This is a genomic window from Pontibacter pudoricolor, from assembly GCF_010092985.1.
Lineage (GTDB): Bacteria > Bacteroidota > Bacteroidia > Cytophagales > Hymenobacteraceae > Pontibacter > Pontibacter pudoricolor.
This window is the reverse complement of record NZ_CP048106.1, coordinates 675,605-693,600: the sequence shown is the minus strand read 5'-3', so window position 1 is coordinate 693,600 and position 17,996 is coordinate 675,605. Positions and strand designations below refer to the sequence as shown.

At 46.4% G+C, this 17,996-nt stretch carries 13 protein-coding genes and 1 pseudogene; 1 reads left to right on the top strand and 13 read right to left on the bottom strand.

Going from position 1 to position 17,996, the window contains the following annotated elements; genetic code table 11:
- Positions 1 to 2: 2 nt before the first annotated feature.
- The 12 genes and pseudogenes from GSQ66_RS02970 to GSQ66_RS19265 all read right to left on the bottom strand — a co-directional run.
- Positions 3 to 653, bottom strand: coding sequence for a tetratricopeptide repeat protein (locus tag GSQ66_RS02970; RefSeq protein WP_162426097.1), 651 nt, complete (start codon positions 651 to 653; stop codon positions 3 to 5).
- Positions 654 to 1,412: 759 nt separating this feature from the next.
- Entirely contained in the window at positions 1,413 to 2,093 is a 681-nt protein-coding gene (gene qatD, locus GSQ66_RS02965) for a Qat anti-phage system TatD family nuclease QatD (protein WP_238395788.1), read from the bottom strand.
- A 67-nt stretch (positions 2,094 to 2,160) separates the two neighbouring features.
- A complete protein-coding gene (locus GSQ66_RS02960; RefSeq protein WP_162426095.1) occupies positions 2,161 to 2,823 on the bottom strand; it encodes an adenine nucleotide alpha hydrolase family protein in 663 nt (220 codons plus the stop codon).
- Between the two features lie 35 nt (positions 2,824 to 2,858).
- Complete coding sequence (locus tag GSQ66_RS02955; RefSeq protein ID WP_202923391.1) at positions 2,859 to 3,512, bottom strand: OmpA family protein; 654 nt, start codon at positions 3,510 to 3,512, stop codon at positions 2,859 to 2,861.
- A gap of 2 nt (positions 3,513 to 3,514) precedes the next feature.
- On the bottom strand, positions 3,515 to 5,269 hold the full coding sequence (locus GSQ66_RS02950; protein ID WP_162426094.1) for a hypothetical protein: 1,755 nt from the start codon (positions 5,267 to 5,269) through the stop codon (positions 3,515 to 3,517).
- Between the two features lie 9 nt (positions 5,270 to 5,278).
- Positions 5,279 to 6,208: a hypothetical protein gene (locus GSQ66_RS02945; RefSeq protein WP_162426093.1), complete on the bottom strand. Its 930-nt coding sequence runs from the start codon at positions 6,206 to 6,208 to the stop codon at positions 5,279 to 5,281.
- Between the two features lie 113 nt (positions 6,209 to 6,321).
- Positions 6,322 to 9,786: an acetate and sugar kinases/Hsc70/actin family protein gene (locus GSQ66_RS02940; RefSeq protein ID WP_162426092.1), complete on the bottom strand. Its 3,465-nt coding sequence runs from the start codon at positions 9,784 to 9,786 to the stop codon at positions 6,322 to 6,324.
- 246 nt (positions 9,787 to 10,032) lie between these two features.
- Complete coding sequence (locus GSQ66_RS02935; RefSeq protein WP_202923390.1) at positions 10,033 to 10,230, bottom strand: GIY-YIG nuclease family protein; 198 nt, start codon at positions 10,228 to 10,230, stop codon at positions 10,033 to 10,035.
- Positions 10,231 to 10,347: 117 nt separating this feature from the next.
- Positions 10,348 to 11,799, bottom strand: a complete 1,452-nt coding sequence (locus tag GSQ66_RS02930; protein ID WP_162426091.1) for a hypothetical protein — start codon at positions 11,797 to 11,799, stop codon at positions 10,348 to 10,350.
- Between the two features lie 3 nt (positions 11,800 to 11,802).
- Positions 11,803 to 12,216, bottom strand: a complete 414-nt coding sequence (locus GSQ66_RS02925; protein WP_162426090.1) for a hypothetical protein — start codon at positions 12,214 to 12,216, stop codon at positions 11,803 to 11,805.
- A 5-nt stretch (positions 12,217 to 12,221) separates the two neighbouring features.
- The gene (locus tag GSQ66_RS02920) at positions 12,222 to 13,595 is read right to left on the bottom strand and encodes a hypothetical protein (RefSeq protein ID WP_162426089.1); all 1,374 of its coding nucleotides are present in this window, start codon (positions 13,593 to 13,595) and stop codon (positions 12,222 to 12,224) included.
- Positions 13,596 to 13,976: 381 nt separating this feature from the next.
- Positions 13,977 to 14,183 (bottom strand): annotated as a pseudogene (locus GSQ66_RS19265) (IS982 family transposase); the annotation flags it as partial.
- 145 nt (positions 14,184 to 14,328) lie between these two features.
- Here GSQ66_RS19265 and GSQ66_RS02910 point away from each other — a divergent pair.
- The gene (locus tag GSQ66_RS02910) at positions 14,329 to 14,976 is read left to right on the top strand and encodes a Crp/Fnr family transcriptional regulator (protein ID WP_162426087.1); all 648 of its coding nucleotides are present in this window, start codon (positions 14,329 to 14,331) and stop codon (positions 14,974 to 14,976) included.
- A gap of 440 nt (positions 14,977 to 15,416) precedes the next feature.
- On the opposite strand, the gene GSQ66_RS02905 is transcribed toward GSQ66_RS02910, so the two are convergent.
- Positions 15,417 to 17,471, bottom strand: coding sequence for an acetate--CoA ligase family protein (locus tag GSQ66_RS02905; RefSeq protein WP_162426086.1), 2,055 nt, complete (start codon positions 17,469 to 17,471; stop codon positions 15,417 to 15,419).
- Between the last annotated feature and the right edge of the window lie 525 nt (positions 17,472 to 17,996).

Genomic DNA, 17,996 nt, shown 5'->3' with positions numbered 1-17,996 from the left:
TGTTAGCTGTTGATTTTCCTTTTTATGATTTCTGCAAACAACTCGTATTCTTTCCGTCCCGTCAGCGCTATTGCCTTTTCTATTTGCACCAATGCCTGTTTATGATTACCCTGCAGGTTATAGATTTGGCTTGCCGCCAAATATGCTCCGACGTCATCTGAATCAATTTCTTGTATTAATTCAATGTCTGTTAATGCGCTTTCCAAATCTCTTTGACTTATTAATTTAGCCAGCCTAAGGTGAAGAAGAGATTTCAAAGTGTCTTGTTCAGTAGCCTTATCAATTCTTTTGCTGAGGTTAGCTATATCTACCCTGTTTTCAGATGAAGTATCAAGTGGGTAAAAGTTATCGTACATTATACTAGTCTCTTGAGCAAACTTTTCGCAATTTCTCACCATCTCTAGCATTACTTCTGTGGTATATTCACCAATAGCTTCTTCAACGCTTTCCGTTTCATAATGACTTTTAATCTCGTCAACTCGGGCATTTACATACTTATCCATACAAGGCTGCATCCTTGTATCAATATCTCCTGTGGTTTGTTGGCTAAAACAGTTACAAAAATCACTGCTGACACTACTAACTTCAATTCCTTTTGATTGGCTGCAAGAAGAAAGTAGGAAAAGAAAGTATATTATGTAATTTTTATTCATAATCAATATATCAGCTAACTACCAGCTAAACGAAAACATACGCTTATCTGCACTATGTACGTAATAGCTGACCCCTGCTTTCGCACCTTTTTGCTGGCTGGATCTGGTACAAGATGTAAGTGTGTGCATAAGAGTATATGTTTTAGCTAATGTAATAGTTTACTCGAGATTATCCAACGGGCTGACGATTTAATCCAAAACATGGTAGCTATGAGTATAGATCTAGGCACCTTGCCTTGCAGAGAAAACTTGTTTGGATACACTATAGCGGCTTCAAGACCCACTCTCCACTATCTTGTAGAATTCTTCCACAGCAGCTAAATCTTTGTGGAAATGGTTCGATAATTCCATCCTTCGGTCTACTAGAAAGCCCTTCAGTTAATTCTGGAGGGCTTTTTTCATACCATTGCGTACACATGAACGTACTAGTACGCAATTCATATTCTCTTCCCTTCCTGCCCAGTACTGCCTTTTTAAATTGGATTTGATAATTCAAAATTTAAGAACAAATGTCAACTCAGTAAAAAGGTACGTTTGCAGTTCGATACGTCTACGAGTTCTGATGTTCCTGTTAACTCTACTTTCTGCTGCTTATAGCCTAAAAAATCCATTCTTAAGCACCACATCTAAGGTTGTCATCTAACTTTGAGTTGATCATTCAAAATCTTCCTCTTGTAAATTACCGGAGAAAAATGGTTTAGGAATGATCAAAAGGTCACTTAAAAACTCACAATTATTTTTATGTTAAGTAAGTCGATGTTAGCTAGATAGCAGTAGCTGTTTAAAATTTCCCCAGATCCTATCTTTCACCTGATCATAATCTATCTTCCAGAGAATAGATAATCCCTTCACCGTTTCTTGTAATGATTGTTCTCTTGTTACTATTTTATCTGAGAAAGTAAACGGTGCATCAGTTTCAGTAAGAACCTTACTCTGTGGAATTTCACTAATGATATTCAGACCATTTTTACTGGTTACCATTTTATGGTTTATAGAAAAGAAATAGCCTCGATCAACAGCACTATTTAAATCTGTAGAACTTCCAGAATACCAGTGCAGGATAACTTGATGATGGGTACCTTTCAAAGCAGTTGTAAGTTCATCTATTGTCTCTCTAGCTGCCCCTCTGCTGTGAACCGTGAGCACCTTCGGACTAGAGTTTCTAATCGAGTTTAAAATGCTCCTAAATACTTTCAATTGTGTATCACGAATTGATTTATCCTTTAAGGTGCCATCAAGCCCTATTTCGCCAATATACTTCGCTTCAGAGCATAGATTATCAAACATATCTATTTCATGTTCTCGTTGTGCTGCAAGTTCAGGATGTAGGCCAAGCGCCACCCTTATATTATGACTCTCCCCGAACAGCTTTTGATTAGGAGCCCACAGCACAGGGGTGTTCGTTACTGTAATTGTTTTAATAGGTAAGCTATCTTCCATGTCAACACTAGACCTGATGTCTTTGAACAGGTCTAGGTGACAATGGGTATCTACATAATAAGGCATATTACTCAACAACAGTCACATTTTGTAATACGGCTTCTACCTCTTCCAATACTCTTTTATACACAGCCAGTGACTGGTCAGGAAATTCCAGTGGTCCGGTAAGCCTGATGGCAGCAGTTAGAAAATTAGGGTCTTGTCGTACTCTCTCAATCATGTACTTGAATGCCATAACATTTTCCCCTTTTGCAGTCTTATCATCTACTTTTGCTGTAGATGCGTGCAAACGAGTTGTGTAAATATCAGTTCTGTAACGTCTCCCTTCAAGCAATTGATTGTTATCATCGGGTTGGTTTGCCTTTTTCAAGGCTGCACGACGGATAATGCACGGTACACACCTCCCGCAGTGCCTTCGCCCAGCTCCTTCAATGTTAGCATTTCGAGTAGAAGGCCGGCTACAGGACATGGTATCGACTCCAGCAACAAAGGCAGGATTGCCACACTCTAACAGCATCTCACCCTTAGTCTTAAACTCAAAAGGATTTATAACATCAATATTTATTCCTACTGCGTTGAACAGACGTTGCATCAATTTAAGGTAATATGGATGAGTCGTTCGAGTACTATAAGCACCAATTCGTAGAGGCGTTAGCGGAAGGTTCAGTGTGATAAATCCATTCTCTGGGATATACAGCTTCTTTCTTGAGTTTTCTTCTGATTCAGGCAAAGCTGAGGCGGAGGCAGCATCTCATTATAAAGATGTTATTTAGCGGTTTTCAATGTTCCTACTTTTGGCAGGATTTGTATCACAAACCGGCGATCACGAATATCACCTTTACGGCCAGCACCTTCAAACCCACTTCCTGCGGCAATCAACTCTATTCTATCCTTCGGGAATTTGATACCTGCATTTTTCCAGAACTCCAGCAAGGCTAATGCCCGTTGGTAGCTTAGTTGCAGTGCATACTCGCGTTGTGAAATATTTCTCGGATCACCTTTCGGAAAACTGGCGGCCCTTCCATCAATCACAATCAGGTACTTTACATCCTTTTCATCAATGGAGTTGATCACATGGCTAAGATTCTGCCCTGCTTTAAGAAGTGGTGCCCGTGAATGCACTGGTATCTCAGCGCTACTCTGCTCAAAAAGTACGTCTACCAACAACTCATGCCGTTTGTATTGTTCGTTATACTGAAAGTACTTTTCATCAAGACGGGCGAGAGCAGCTTTGATTTCATCAAGCTTGCGCTTTTCTTGGACTTCAACCTGCAGCCGGGCAATGTTCTCGCGGTTTTCCTGGTCTTTCCCCTGGAACATCTTATAGCTCAGAACAAAAAGCACCAGCATTACCAGGAATAACACGGTCATCAGATCGACGTAACTGGGCCAGAAAAAGTCTCTGTTTTCCTTGCTCATGCCTACCTCCTGCTGTTGCCACCGCCAAACAATTTATCGAATGCAGCCTTAATAGGACCAGGCTCCAGACTCTTGGCCATATGCATGTTCAGGGTTTGCAGTTGCTGCAGCAACTGCTGCTGTATGGCCGCGTCGGCTTCTATTTTTTGAAGCAGGCGCTCGTTCGTTTGTGTTATCTCGCCTGCTAACTTCTGTTGAGTTCTGTTCAGGCTATCCTGTTGCTGGTTCAGGTTTTCGAAGGGTTGCATGTAGTCCAGTATGCGCTGGTAAATGTTGTCTTCGTTTATTCTCCTGAAATGCTCCTGCCATTTTTCGTACGCGTGTTGTGCGTCGCGTTCCTGGTGCTGCAGGCGGGCTTCCATCAGGTCGGTTAAGCGCAGTGCGGCTTTGTCAAAATACTGCTCTATCCGCGAGCCAATATCCTGTAATTCACGCTCGTGCTGACCGAAGAAGTTTACCTGCCGTTGTATCGATTCGTCGTGTTTCTGCAGGTAACCCGGCACCTTGTCAAATCCTTCCTGCAGGCTGTTCAGGCGGCCAAGCACATCGCTTATAGTATTTGTCAGCTCTGCTCCTTTCCGCACCGATTCGTTTAGCGCCACCTGGTAGTTCATAAAATTCTGGAACAGCTGCTCGCTCTCTTTCATCTTATCAAACACCTGCAAATTAGCGTTAGCCATCTGCGTAAAACCGATCTTATCCAGCTTCTCAATAAACTCTTTCTGGGTGCTGATGTTATCGGTGAGCGTATCAACTATAGGCCGGAAGCCAAGTACCTTGTCCAGGAAATCTTTATTGAACGAATCCAGCACCGACTTTAAATTGCTTAAACTGGCTGCCATATCGGAGTTTAGTTTGGGCAGCAGGTGTGTTTGCAGGAAAGTATAGTAATCGTTCTGGTTGCGGTCTCTGATGCTGCGGGCATTCTTTAAGGCATGGTTGCCCACCAGGGTCAGCAGTAAACCAAAAAAGCTACCAGCCATCGCTATCATTACTCCAAACAGAAAAGAAGGTATGTTCTGGTCGGTTATAAAAGAGCCGGCGGCACCACTGTCATCCGACATCAATCCAGACCAGATCAGGCTCGACAGACCAATAATGACACCGGAAAACGTACCTAACAGGCCAATATATAGCGGCGTGGTTACAGTGGATTGTACTTCCGAATCCAGGGCATCAGAATAGCGTTCCGATACATCTTTCAGGATATCAAAATCGGCAGCCGCCCCTTTGTTGCGCTTTAAATATTCGTTGGTGTTCCGGATGATCTTACTGAACGTTTCGGATGAATTCCGCGCTTCGATCAGATCTATAGTTGCGGCTCCCCTGCCTCCGGCAGCTACAGAACTTATCAGGGCATCGGGGTCGCCCTGCTCCAGGAAAATATTGCCATCCTGCAGCAGCTTTTCAAACTTGTCCTGTGCAATGGTATAGTTTGGTATAGGCCCGCCTTTTACTTCTATATGCAGCACACCGTCGGCTATGGTTGTAATGCGCTTAACAGCAGGGTTAGAGGGCGTAAACTCCCGGAAAGGTTTGCCCGCCAGCACCGCTTCACGCACCTGCTCTGCCGCTATAGTTGGAGTTTTAGAGCTAACCGTATTGTCCAGTAAAGTTTCGGTTATGGTTAACTGGTCTTCGGAAGGGAAAAGGGCTTTTAAAGCATTGATCTTTACACTGGTTTTGCGGAATACATAAAACTGGTACCCAACTATAGCCAGTACTATAAGTGCTTCAATAATAAAAATACCTTCCATGTATGCGTGTTATCTGAAATCGATACGGGCTTTCTCCTGAATTCTCCAGCCGTTGTTTACCTTCGCCAGCACGCCATCCTGCTGCTGAACTATGCGCGAAACCATGCGGTTCGATGGCTTCTCAAAATCAAAAGCGTTCTCCAGTCGGTCTATGCCTTGCGAGATAACAAAAGCATGGTTACCACTCAGGTTAAACCGGTAGTGAGTCTGGTTACTTCCTTCGGCGGGAACGTCTATTTCAATGTAACTGTCTGAGTCTGGCTGGCGCTGTAAATGGTGCTGCCGTATCACGCCGTCTTCGGGTATAATCGCAAACCGGATACCGGATTCAGTTACCACTTCAGGCATTGCTTCCGTAGGCATACTTCCCGCAGACTGCTCCAGTTCAGCTAAAAAATCAGTATCCGAAAACTCCAGTTTCACTTCCCGTGGGGTTGCCTTTTGCAGTTCTCTTCCAGTGCTTTCTTCGTTGTGTCTTTCCAAAGGTTCGTTTCTCCTGCGATTCTCTTTCTTGCGGCGTGGCTGCTGCTCAGTGATACCTTCTTTGCCCTGTAGCTCTTCAGGAAACTCCTGCTGTCTTTCACGTTTTTTCGGGGGTTGTTCCTGCCGTGGCGGTCGCTGCCGTGCATCCTGATTTTCCTCTCGGTGCTGTTTCTGACGCTGCTCCTGCCTTTCTTCTCTTGGCTGATGCTGGCGTGCTTCCTGCTGCTCCTGACGCGACTGGTTTCTACGACCTGTCTCAATTTGCTCCGGAGCCGGTGACTCTCTTCGGCTAGAAGTGTTTTGTCCTTTATTTTGAGCTGCTTCCAGGTACTTTACACGCTCCTTTAAATCTGCGATGCGTTTGCCTAAAATATGGTGCGAGCTGCTGGCCCTGATAAAAGCAAAACCTGCCCCTACAAGCGCTATAATGCTAATGATGATTGCTACTATATCCATGTATCAATGTTGTTTATCCTGATTTATATTTGTGGTGTACAAACTATAAAACTCAACCACTCCCGGCTATAGTTTGTAGAGTGGCTGAATCTATAGTTATAGTTTGATGCCGTTTACGAAATAGCGCTTACCTGCGACTGCTGCTTATACAGTTCTTTTGATAGCAGGTACAGCGATTGCTTGAGTGGCATGAAGAACATGGTCTCGTGCAGTGGCTCCCGGTCTGTCAGGCCGCGTACGGTATCCTCCAGTATCATGGTGTAGCTGTCCTGCAGGTTCATGCGCATAAAGTCCAGCGCACGCATCGGGTCAACTTCCACGCCCATCGAGCGCATCAGCGGCGATATATCCGGATCATCCAGTAGCATTGTTAAGCAGGCTATTACATTGTCCATCACTTCCTGGCGCAATTCTCCGGTAATCTGGTTTTTGGTTACAGGCGACAGTGCATCTGCCGGGATAGCCGAGCCTGTCGGCTTCATGATCGGGATGTTGGTCAGGTCGTTCAGATCGGTTCCTTCCAGGGCCATGGCGCCACCGTTGGCCGTTACCTGCTTCGGATTATCTACCAGTACCAGCTTAAAGTTTGCCGGCGGCTCCTGCCCTGTTACCTTCTGGAAAATAGCCTTGGCATAACGCTCCACATTCGACAGGTTGTTGCCGGCGCTCAGCAGCTTAATATACAAACTTCCACGACCACTGAACGAAATGTAGCGCGGCACTTTCACATCCAGTTGCTGCACCAGTTGCGCCAGATGATACATCAGCGAACCAAAGTGCAGGTAGAACATCAGCCGTAACTGCCGTGCCTGCAAAAGCTGCGAACTATAGTTTAGTTCTTTATCATAACTGAACAGCAACGAGCTGATGTCAGCAGAATTGAAATCCGGATTATCCAGCGCAGTTTCCAGGAATTTGCGGTATTCGCGTCCCTCTTCGGTTAACGGTATGCGTAGTACGTGGTCTACACCATATTGCAACAGGCCATTGTCTTTACTGGTCTTCACGGTAGCAAAGCCATCGCCCCACAGGTCGTTACCTGCAAAACGGAACGAGGAACTATGCGAAGGCCTGCGGTTGGTAAACAGCAGCACATCAGTTGTACCGCCGCCAATGTCCACGTTGATCAGGTTTTCATCCTGGCTCGGTACCACGGCCCCTGTTCTGGACAAGAAGTAAAATGGCGCTACCGACTCGGTAATGCAAACCGTATTTCTGCCATTCTTGAACACGTTGTTGTATACTGTATCCCACACGTTCTGGAACATGTTGCGCGAATATTCATCAAAGCTCAGCGGTGCAAACCATACTATTTTAGTGCTGGCCACATTACCGTTGTTCAGTACCACCTTATTTTTGATAAGCAGCATAATCTCAGTGAAAAACGCTTCGATGCGGCGCTTGCCGGCATTGGTCAGGGTCTCGCTCCACTTCAGGTCGGTGTGGTAGGTTTGCTTGTACTGGTCCTGGTGTGTGCCCTCCGTGTTGATCGAGAAACCGATGTTGATGTTGCCAAACAGGTTGGTTATCTGGTTCTCGAAATCAATAGATTCGCAGGTAGCCGTACGGGTCGGGAAATTATAAAGCGAACTACCCGAGCCGATAATCAACGGTATAAACTCACGCTTGAGCAAAGTCTCCACGGCAAACAACCTGCCGAAACCGCGCTTGTGGAAACGCTGGTAATCTGTTAAAGCCGGGTCGTCGGAAGGTTTGTTCAGCATCACCAGTTGTTGGTCGTTGGCGGTGATGGAGAACTCGCGCGGCGGCTGGTTCGAGCCCGAAGTATAGGCAATGTGTGTGTTCGAGGTTCCGAAGTCGATGGCAAAAGTGAAGTTGTGTATTCCCTGCTGCTTTTCCTCGAACTTTGGTACAATGAGCGCTTTGCCTTCAAAATCTACTCCGGCATGGGTTAACTCTGCAAAATCGAAGTGTGTGCCACGGATCTCGTAGTATGTACTACCGGCGCTGCTATTGCTCTTTTTGGTTCGTTTATGTGCTGTAGCCGAGATAATACCACCGCCAGCTTCCAAAAGCTTGCCGCCCCCATAAAAATTGAGTGTATGGTTCTTGTTCACCAGTAGCGGATCGATGTCTTCATCCACGAGCATCACTTTATAGAAGTCGTTGTACTGCACTGCATCCGTAAACTTGTAGAACGGGAACACACCTAAACCGATTCTCGACTTCAGGATATGGCCTTTCTCCGGGATTGTGTTGCCGTTTGCGTCTTTGGAGTTTAGCGGATTATCATAATAGCTGCGCTCGTACACTACACTTCCTTTCTCGGTTGGCACACGCAGCGTTACCCGCACATGGTTCACATCGATGTGGAAGGTCAAGTGATTTGCCAGGTCTTCCGGCGTAAAGAAATCAAAGTATAAGCTCGTGATCGGCAGCAGGTAGTTAAACATTTTCTCCGTTACGCCCGGCTGATACACCACCGTACCGCTGAAGAAACGATCGGTGTTTACCTCGTATGGCACCTGCACCAGCGTTTCTTGTAGCAGGTCGTTTATAGTTAAGTATGGATAGTTGAATCCAACTCCCGGAAGCGATCGATTCTCCAGCGGCTTTTCATCAGCATAGCCAACTATAGTATTCACCGGCCAGGCCAGGTTATTCACATACTTCACTTCAGGAGCTAATCTCAGTTCAGGTTTTAGCACGATTGGTCTTTCGCCTGCAAAGCCTGTGTGGGTCGGACGAATAAACAGATCGCTGCTGGTAACGGCGGTCTGGTCTTTTTTAACTAAAAAGTTGATGTTGCCTACATGCACCGGGTTCTGCTGGAAATCCACGAGCTGCAGGTATTGGGATGCGATTGCTCCCTGCCCCACGGCACCGGCCATGTTTATACTTCGCAGCTGGTTCTCGTCCAGCGCATTATACACCGCCGGGAAGGCCTGAATCATCGCAGGATTTGATACAAAGAGTTTGTGAACATACTCCCTAAAATCTGCCTCACGATGCTCCAGTGCTACATAGTTATGGTCAAAGTACGTACCGATGTTCTGGGCTCGGTTTATACTTAGCGGCTGTACGTTCGGGGCTACAAACAGGAAGGTAAGCGGTGAGGTACCGCCTATCAACTGCATGTGCCGGTCGCCGCGCGGGCTTGTCGACTCAAAGAAGATCAGGAAAATGTCTTCAATCCCCTGGAAACGGGTGTCGTTCATGAACAGCTCCAGCGTGCGGCCCAGCAAACTTGTGTTTGGGTTGGCCTGCATAGCCCCTAACTGCTGGTGCTTGTTCCAGCGACGGATGATGATCTTGTTACCGGCCTGCGCGTAGCTCTGGTGGTTGTAAAGCAACTCCCACAGATCCCAGAAGTGCGTGACAAACTTGTGGTAAATGGTGTTTGTGCTGTTGCCTGCCACGCCGCGCTTCACAAAATCGAAAGCGGTCTCGAACAGGTGCATACGGGCAAACGGCGTAGGTATAGAAGCATTAATCTTCAGCGCTCTTCCACCGGCGCCATCGGTTATATCTTTGATCTCGGTGCTGGTGATCTGGCTGGTCTTGGCCCAGCCTTCCACGTTTGATCCGGTTTTATGTAGACGAAGTACTTTCGGCATGTTTGTTTTTTGTTTTAAGTTGTATGGCGCGAGCGTCCTCACTCGTGACTAACTATAGGTGGGCCTCAGGCCCCTTTATTTAAATTCAATTCTACCTTACTCTTCTGTCATCCTGAAAGGATCTTGTGGGCAAGGACCAGTTAGGCCTGCTACTCCCACACATCCAAAAACATTAGCGTAGGATTTTCTGCTTTTGTCAATTGTAGCTTAGCTTCTCTACTCATAAGCTTTATCTCTTTTCACACTCTATTGCGTGTTGCACACTACTATAGCGTTCAAGTATAGCAACTTATAGCAGTAGTAGCGTCCTGCAAATGTCTCCGGCTTTCCCCGGTTTGTTTTATGCTGTTCTATCCTGACCTGCAAATCGTTCATTACACCTGTATAAAGCACCGTTCTTCCCGGATTGGTAATAATGTAGACGAAGTAGTTGTGGCTTCTCATAGCTGAAGTTTATACTTCTTTCCCACAAGATCCTTACAGGATGACAATGAGAAAAAACACTCCCTATACTTTAGTTACTCTCCCCTCCTGTTTTTAAGAGGGGGCTGGGTGAGGTCTTTAGCTATACTTCAGCTTCTCCTCCACCAGCCTTTCGGTAGCAGTTTCAAAAGCTTTTATAGTTGCTTTAAAGGCATCCCGGTCTGAAATAGACTCCGAAGCACGGTTCAGTTCTTTCACGAAGGAGCCCTGGTGGATGCCTTTGTTCAGAAACCCTGTTTCGATGTGCTTGTCCGACACCATACGGTTGAAGTCCGTTTCGTTCAGGTCGAGTGCGGCAAAGGTTCTCTCTTTGCGGCTTAGCTCACGCAGCCATGCCTGGTAACCGAACTCAGGATTTGTCAGGAATTTGTTCAGCTCCCTGAACACCGGCTCGTTACGAAGAGCACCCTGCAAATCCACGCCTTTTGCATAAGCTGCCTGCGAGTCGCCTGGCAGGTGGGTGGTATAGTAACGCTCGAAGTAGTGGAAGCGAATCAGCTGACTGGCAATTCTGTCTCTTGTCTCGCTATCGAGGTGCGAGAACTGCACGTTGCCCACATCTTCGCGCAGGCCATATTCATGGAAAGTCTCATTACCGGAAAGCTCATCATCGGAGTAATCCATAAAGTCAACTATAGCCAAAGCGCTTAGCAGTTCTACCAAATGTGCGTCGTTTTTCTGACTGGCGCGACCCGGGTTGTTTTCCATTGGCTTGTCCGGCGTGTCGCCCATATAATATACCGCATTCACGCCATTCAGGTGGTTTTGGTAATACGACAACGCATCTTTCGCCTTCGTAGTAAAGGTATTGGAATCGATGAAATCAGCTTCTACACCGGCGGCTGGTTGCTCCAGCGAAAAGTATGGAAGCACTACCATCGCCCCTGTCAGCGCTGCGTTAAGGCTGGCTGCGTTTGGTAGGCTGGTACGATTATCTTTGAAGTTTTTGAGCAGCAGCGGGAAACCGGCGGCACCTGTTCCGCCAAAGATCGAGCTTACAAAGAAGATACGGTCGCCGGGCTGAAAGTTAGAAGCGAAAAAGCGCATTTCAGGAGAATCAATGATCTCGTTCAGCACCACACTACCCACGTTCGGGCTACCCCGGAAACCTACATCCAGGCTGTTGTTCAGGTTCTCAGGTGTAAACAATAAGTCTATCAGCGCCTGGCTTTCTACGTCCAGCTGGTTATAACCCACATGGTCTTTAAAAGGCTTGTTGATACCCCCGAAATCATACACAAAACTGTCGCGTATTTTGGCGGTGCCATCGCCGGCTATGCTGGACAAGGTACTTATGTCGGTGTGGAAGAAACCTTCGTCGCGGCGGCCAAGGGCATTGTGGATGTGCTTGTAAGTTTTAAGCAGCTCCACGGTGCGGTTCATGTCGCCGTTCTGGGTGTCGGGGTCAATAATGATCGGTACTATTTTGTCACAGTTCTGAATCTTGACACCTGCCGCCATCAGCATGACCAGCGAACGGATCACGCGGGAACCGGTGCCACCAATTCCGAATACAAAAAGCTTTGCCATAGTTTATTTTTTATTAGGCCATTTCATAGGAGTTGTCCATGCCTGCACAGAGCCCCTTTTAAGTACTATAGAGAAAACGAAGAAAAGTATGATACTGTATATCACGTTCAGGAAAGCGAACATATACGTGTAAGAATGCGTCTCGATGTCGTTGCCGGTAACCTGCATGATTGGGATAATGAAAGCAATGATCGCGTTCAGGACCAGGAACATTACCCAGTGCTGCGTTTTATACAGGCCGGTGCTCATCACGCGGTTCAGCACATAGTAGTAAACTATAACTATAGCCAGTGTAATGATAAAGAGCATGAGCCCGGTATTTGGGAAAACGACTTCGCGGTAATCGTTGGTGAAGTTTGCAGGGATAGGGCGGCCCAGAAATATTTCGTAGAGGCCCGAGAAAAAATTTTGTATCATGGGTGTTAGTCTGCTTTGTTAAATTGTATAGTTGCACTGAAAACGAAGTCGTTCTGGTCGCGGTAAAGTGCCTGAACGCCGTCAATTATTTTGGTAAGCTGGTAAGTCTTTTTAGGAGCCGAAGCCGGGTTATTGTCGTTATCGGTAGACCAGGTCTTGATCCAGGCTGGCGTTACCTGCGGCAGTTGTACCGAAATAGTACCTGAGTTAGCCGTAAGTTCCGGTACGCGTACCCGCACAAAGTGGCTATATTTTGCCAGGTCAGGTGTTGCTTTTATAGTTTCATCAGCCGCCTTTACTGAAACTATAGTTGGCCTGCTGCCATTACTAGTTACTTTCAGGTTCTTTTTCAGGTAATCTATAGTTTGCATCGATATCGGAAGCTGGCTCAGATCCAGCCCAATTGTAAACTCTACCGGCTCGTCTTTGGCAGGCTGCAGATTTACAGCTGTACACGGGTCAGCATTGCGGCTGCTGCAGTACACCACGCCGGCCGGCCTGAACTGCTTCTCTTTTAGTAAAGCCGAATAAGGAATGGACTCGTACTTAAACCCAAAGTATGCCTGCTGTGCCGGAAGATTGCGCAGCACCCTGTTGGTTACTACCTGCACATCCTGCTGTGGACCGATCACCCAGATATAATAAGGAATCTCCACCCCGTTCAGCGTTCTTCTTTGTTCCGGCTTTTTTACGGCCGGGTGGTAAGTCCCGAAAAATTCTGACGAGTTGCCAAGTATTGCAATTGCCAGGCCCTGATGCTCAGCTTCCCGAAGGCTACTCCTGATGTCGGCATCAAGCGAGATAAATTGTCCCTGGTCACGCGGGTCCGGCCCATGGATGAAGTCCGAAATTATAACACTCACCGCACCCTGATCTATAGATTTCTGCAAAGCCGATTTAAGCATGGCCGGAAGTGGCGTTCCGCGCACATCATCTTTGATACCGCTAACGATATAGCTTTTCATGGTATTGTACGACACACTGTCCAGCACCGGGCGGCTCTGAGCGTCTTCCTTGGCCAGGTAAAAGCCTTTTTCAGCTACATAACGTCCGTCCTGTACTTCCGAGATCAGTTTCAGCAGGTTGTTCTGGAACGTGGTAGCAGCTTTCCCGGTAGTTGGTGTTGGCATAAAGCCTTTCATCCCGTTTGAGATTTCCAGGTAAACGTTTACGTTTACTCTAGTAGGAGCCGTTTCGGCCGGAGTGGTAGTGGCAGATGACTTCGCAGATTCAACTGTCTTTTCTGTTTGTGTATTGGTTGTACTTATAGGATCCGTTTCCTTAACAGCATCCTGCTTCTTGTAACATCCGCCGCATAAGACACTTAAAATACAAAGTAGTGGCACATAAAGAAGGAATACTGACTTTGAGTTTCGCATGCATTTTAATTTTAGAAGCCGTACTGTACTATTTAGTATGTATCAATAAGGTTAGTGTATGATTATTCTCACTTTAAAGAATAGAAGTGTTTATCCTGAAGAGTAGTACTGAAACGCTATATTTATAATTATAGATACAAGAATTAAAAGAAAAAATATCAGCACGCACGATCTCATCTGTACTATCAAAAGTTTAGCTGCTGCATTAACAGGTAGAATTAACCTCTCAAAAAAATAAAATGAATCACCTTTGTGGAAGCATTCTCTTACTACCTACTTGGTTTCTCCGGTTTAGTTGGGCTGCCTGGCTTCAACTACTCAAAAGGTTATGTACTATATTCGATGCAGAAGCGATGTGAGACACGTAAACAGGACAAAACAACCCGACTTATCAATGCGCCTGACCCCGTGACGGGCTTGCATATAGCCGCAGGTCAAGTGAAGGTTTCCGTAAAAGAAGCTGGCCGACAGCTAGGCGGTAGTGAGCACTTTGGCATTGTATATTTTGCAGTGCGCGTCATCTTTTCTGCTGAGGGCATGAAAGAAACTGTCAATAAAGCGGTATATTGTAATAGCCGGTGCACTCATGGCAGTTACGATTTAATAGGTTTGCAAACTATAACCCGTATGCCAGGTGCTGGCAGAATATTTTTTATAACACGTGAAGTATCACGCAACTTGCGTTATTTATACTATACATTAAAGTATAAATAAGTCCACTTAACTTAACAGCATGCAGACGACCCCGAAAGAGCTTGTACTTAAAAAATTCCCTACCCTGGAAGACTCCTTACTAGATGAACTATTACGAGAGAGCACCCTGAAAGAAGTAAGTGAAGGGGATGAAGTAATGCGGTCGGGGCAATACATTACATCTACTATTTTGCTGCTGCGTGGTTTGCTGAAAGTATACCGGGAAGACGACGAAGGCCATGAATTCCTGATGTATTATTTGGAAGCAGGTAATGCCTGTGCCCTATCCATGATGTGTACTGCGCGCAATGAGAAAAGCCAGATCAGGGTAAAAGCTGTCACAGATGCGGAAGTACTGCTGGTTCCTTCTCATTTGTCTGAACTATGGCTGGGCAAGTATAAAACCTGGCACCACTTTGTCATCGCATCTTACCGCCAACGCTTCGAAGAACTGCTACAAACCCTGGACAGCATTGCTTTTAAAGGGCTGGATGAACGCCTGCTATTTTACCTGAAACGCCACGTGAAAGTGAGCGGCAACAAAGTGAAACTTTCTCACCAACAGATCGCCAACGAACTTAACTCATCCCGCGAAGTGATCTCCCGCCTGCTAAAAAAACTAGAGCAAACCGGCGCCCTTACTTTACACCGAAATTACATCGAAATCCATAACCTGACTATAGTCTAGAATTATAGATTTAAAAGCAGTAGATCCGCAATGCGTTTTCTGTACCTTAACAGGAAATAGGGTTAAAACGACATCATACTATAACTTCACGTTTATACTTCGGAAGGCCGGTTGGTTTCTCCTCTACTATGCGTGTGATTTGTGCGGTTTGTGGCGCTGGAAAAAAGCAGGCTTTTTTAACTTTGACCGGGGTGATCAAACCTGGAACCTGCTGTTTTTAGTAGGCGCTAGAACAGGTAGTTTCACGCTTCCGAATCCTTATCGACAGTTGAAACTGTACAAATTCCCAAACCTGCCTGCTGATGTCTTTCCAGCACACTAAATCAATTATCACATCAGAAAGTATAAAAGAAACATGACTCAACTACCCGAAACACAATTTGGCTTACAGTGGAATGCGGGGCAATCCTGACTACTCTAAAGGAAAGACTGTATAAAGTTTATCTTTCTATCAAAATGCGGGCATCTACTGCTACCAGCGCGTCCCTGCTTCCCAATAGCGGATTTATATCCATTTCACTTATTTCGGGCGCAGCTTCCAGCAGGGCGCTCAACTTCAGGATAGTTGCAGTTAGTAACTCTTCACTGACACCGGTCTTGCCTCTTACGCCCTGGATGATCGGGTAAGAGTGCAGGCGGCGGATCATGCGGGCTGCTTCTTTGCTGTGCACCGGCGACAAGGCTGCAGAAACATCTTTGAAAACCTCAACAAAAATGCCACCTAAGCCACAAAGTATAAGCTTGCCGAATGGAGGCTCTGATTTGGCACCCATGTATATTTCTATCCCGCTGCGCTGTTGCTGCAGCAGTACGGCTTCCGCACCAACTATAGCCATTAGCTGTTTATAGTTGGCGGTTACTTCCTGTTCATTTTGTATACCCAGCACCACACCTCCAACATCCGATTTATGCACCGGGCCAATCACTTTCATTACCAGCGGGTAACCAAAATCTCTTGCCGCAACTATAGCTTCCGCTTCTGACCTTACAGAGGCCTGCGCTGCTGTAGCAATCCCTGTTGCCAGTAGCAATGCGTTTACTTCATCTGGTGGCAGATAGCCTGAAGAGTTGCGTTCAACTACCTCCCTGATCCGGGACACATCAACCGAAGGTAACCGGGGTTCCGGGTAGGGTGGCTGTAATTTATTTACCCTGGAGAGTACGTAGCCAAAACTTACCTCATCCGTAAAATTTACGTGACCCATCGCATGGAAATGGCTCACCTCTTCGGCCGCCTGTATAGCTGAAGGCAGGATCGGGAAAACAGGTTTGCGGCAGGTCTTTATTTTTTCGTGAAGCACCTGGTACACATCATCCACACGCCACATACCCGTTGTACCGAACACAACAACTGCACCATCAATCTCATCAAATTCATTGTCTACATAGTCCAGTATCTCACCCAGTTGTCGTGCGTTGCCGGTTGCCAGAAAATCGATGGGGTTCGAAACAGACGAACCCGGATGCAGTTTTGCCAGCAATTCATCTGCTTTGGGACCTTGTATGCGTGGCACTTCCATCCCTCCTTTTACCAGTATATCGGTTAGCATCACGCCCGGGCCACCTGCATGCGTAATAACGGCAATCCGGTTTCCCTGCAAAGGTTTTATTGTAAAAATAGCCGCTACATATACCAGTTCTATCCGGCTGTAACAACGGATGATGCCCGCTTTTCTAAACAGCGCACTTACGGCCGCATCCGAGCCGGCCAGCGCCCCTGTGTGCGATGAGACTGCTCTGGAACCGGCTTCTGTGTTTCCTGCCTTTATAGCTGCAATACGACAGCCTTTATTCACAAGGGAGCGGGCATGTTTCAGGAAGCGTGCGGGGTCTCCAATCTGCTCCATATACAGCAGCTTGATGCTGGAACTATAGTTAGGATCGTAGGTTTGGTCCCAGTACTCCAGCACATCTTCCACCCCAATCTGGGCACTATTACCAACCGAAAAAATATCCCGGAATTTCAGGCCCCTCGGAATAGCAGATTCCAGCAGGTATACCATGGTTGCCCCCGACGCGGATACGCAGTCGCAGCCCATCGGATCGTAAGTGGGTACCGGGCCGGCAAACACACCTTTATAGTTGCCTGTTATGACGCCAATGCAGTTCGGACCAATCAGCGTACCTCCTACTTCCTCTACTAGCTGCACGCACCGTTGCTCCAGTTCTTTGCCAGCCTCTCCTGCCTCGCTGAAACCTGCCGAGAAAAGAATAAACGCTTTGCAATTTTTATGATAAGCAAGTGAGCGCAAGGCAGCCTCTACCTGGTGAGCAGCAATCGCGATAATAGCCAGGTCCACATCTGGCAGGTCGTCGCAGGATGGGTAACAGGGCACTCCCTGCACCTGTCGCTCATTGGGGTTCACGCCAAACACTTTCCCGGTGTAGCCATGTTTTAAAATATTGAAGAGCACTTTTCCTCCTGGTTTGGAGGTATCATTTGAAGCGCCCACGATGGCTATACTTGAAGGCTGAAGGAGTTGCGGTGTGATCATGGAGGTTATAGTTTACCCGAGAGCCCAAAGTAAACCTCCGCCAGGTTCTTAAACTATGACACAAGTCATTTTCAGGTTACCTGTTGAGCTGGCTTTTCCCTTCACACTTTATTTGCTATTGCAATAGTTTGCATCTTATTTATAGTCAGGCACTTGTACAAACACTACTCTATTAAAGGTATTGTGTCTGATGCTAAAAGAAGATTTGGACTTACAGGAAGCCGTTTAGGCCATCATCCGGCTAAAAAATATTATCAACTGTTTTTGATGGAAATTACATAGTCTGCTCTAATATCAGAAACCCATTCTTGGTTTAATGAAACGTATATTCTCACTCTAACCACTACTGGTTACAGCGGCAAGGTCCAGGTGGCAGTAAGTACGACAACTCATATAATATCTTACAGGTCCTGGAGCTCGGGCACATAGCCGGGTTGTTGCAGGCAACAGGCTGCTACAGCTTTTAAAAATGGATAACATGTTCCATTATCCGCAATTGCACAATGAAGCTTACCTGATTCTGAA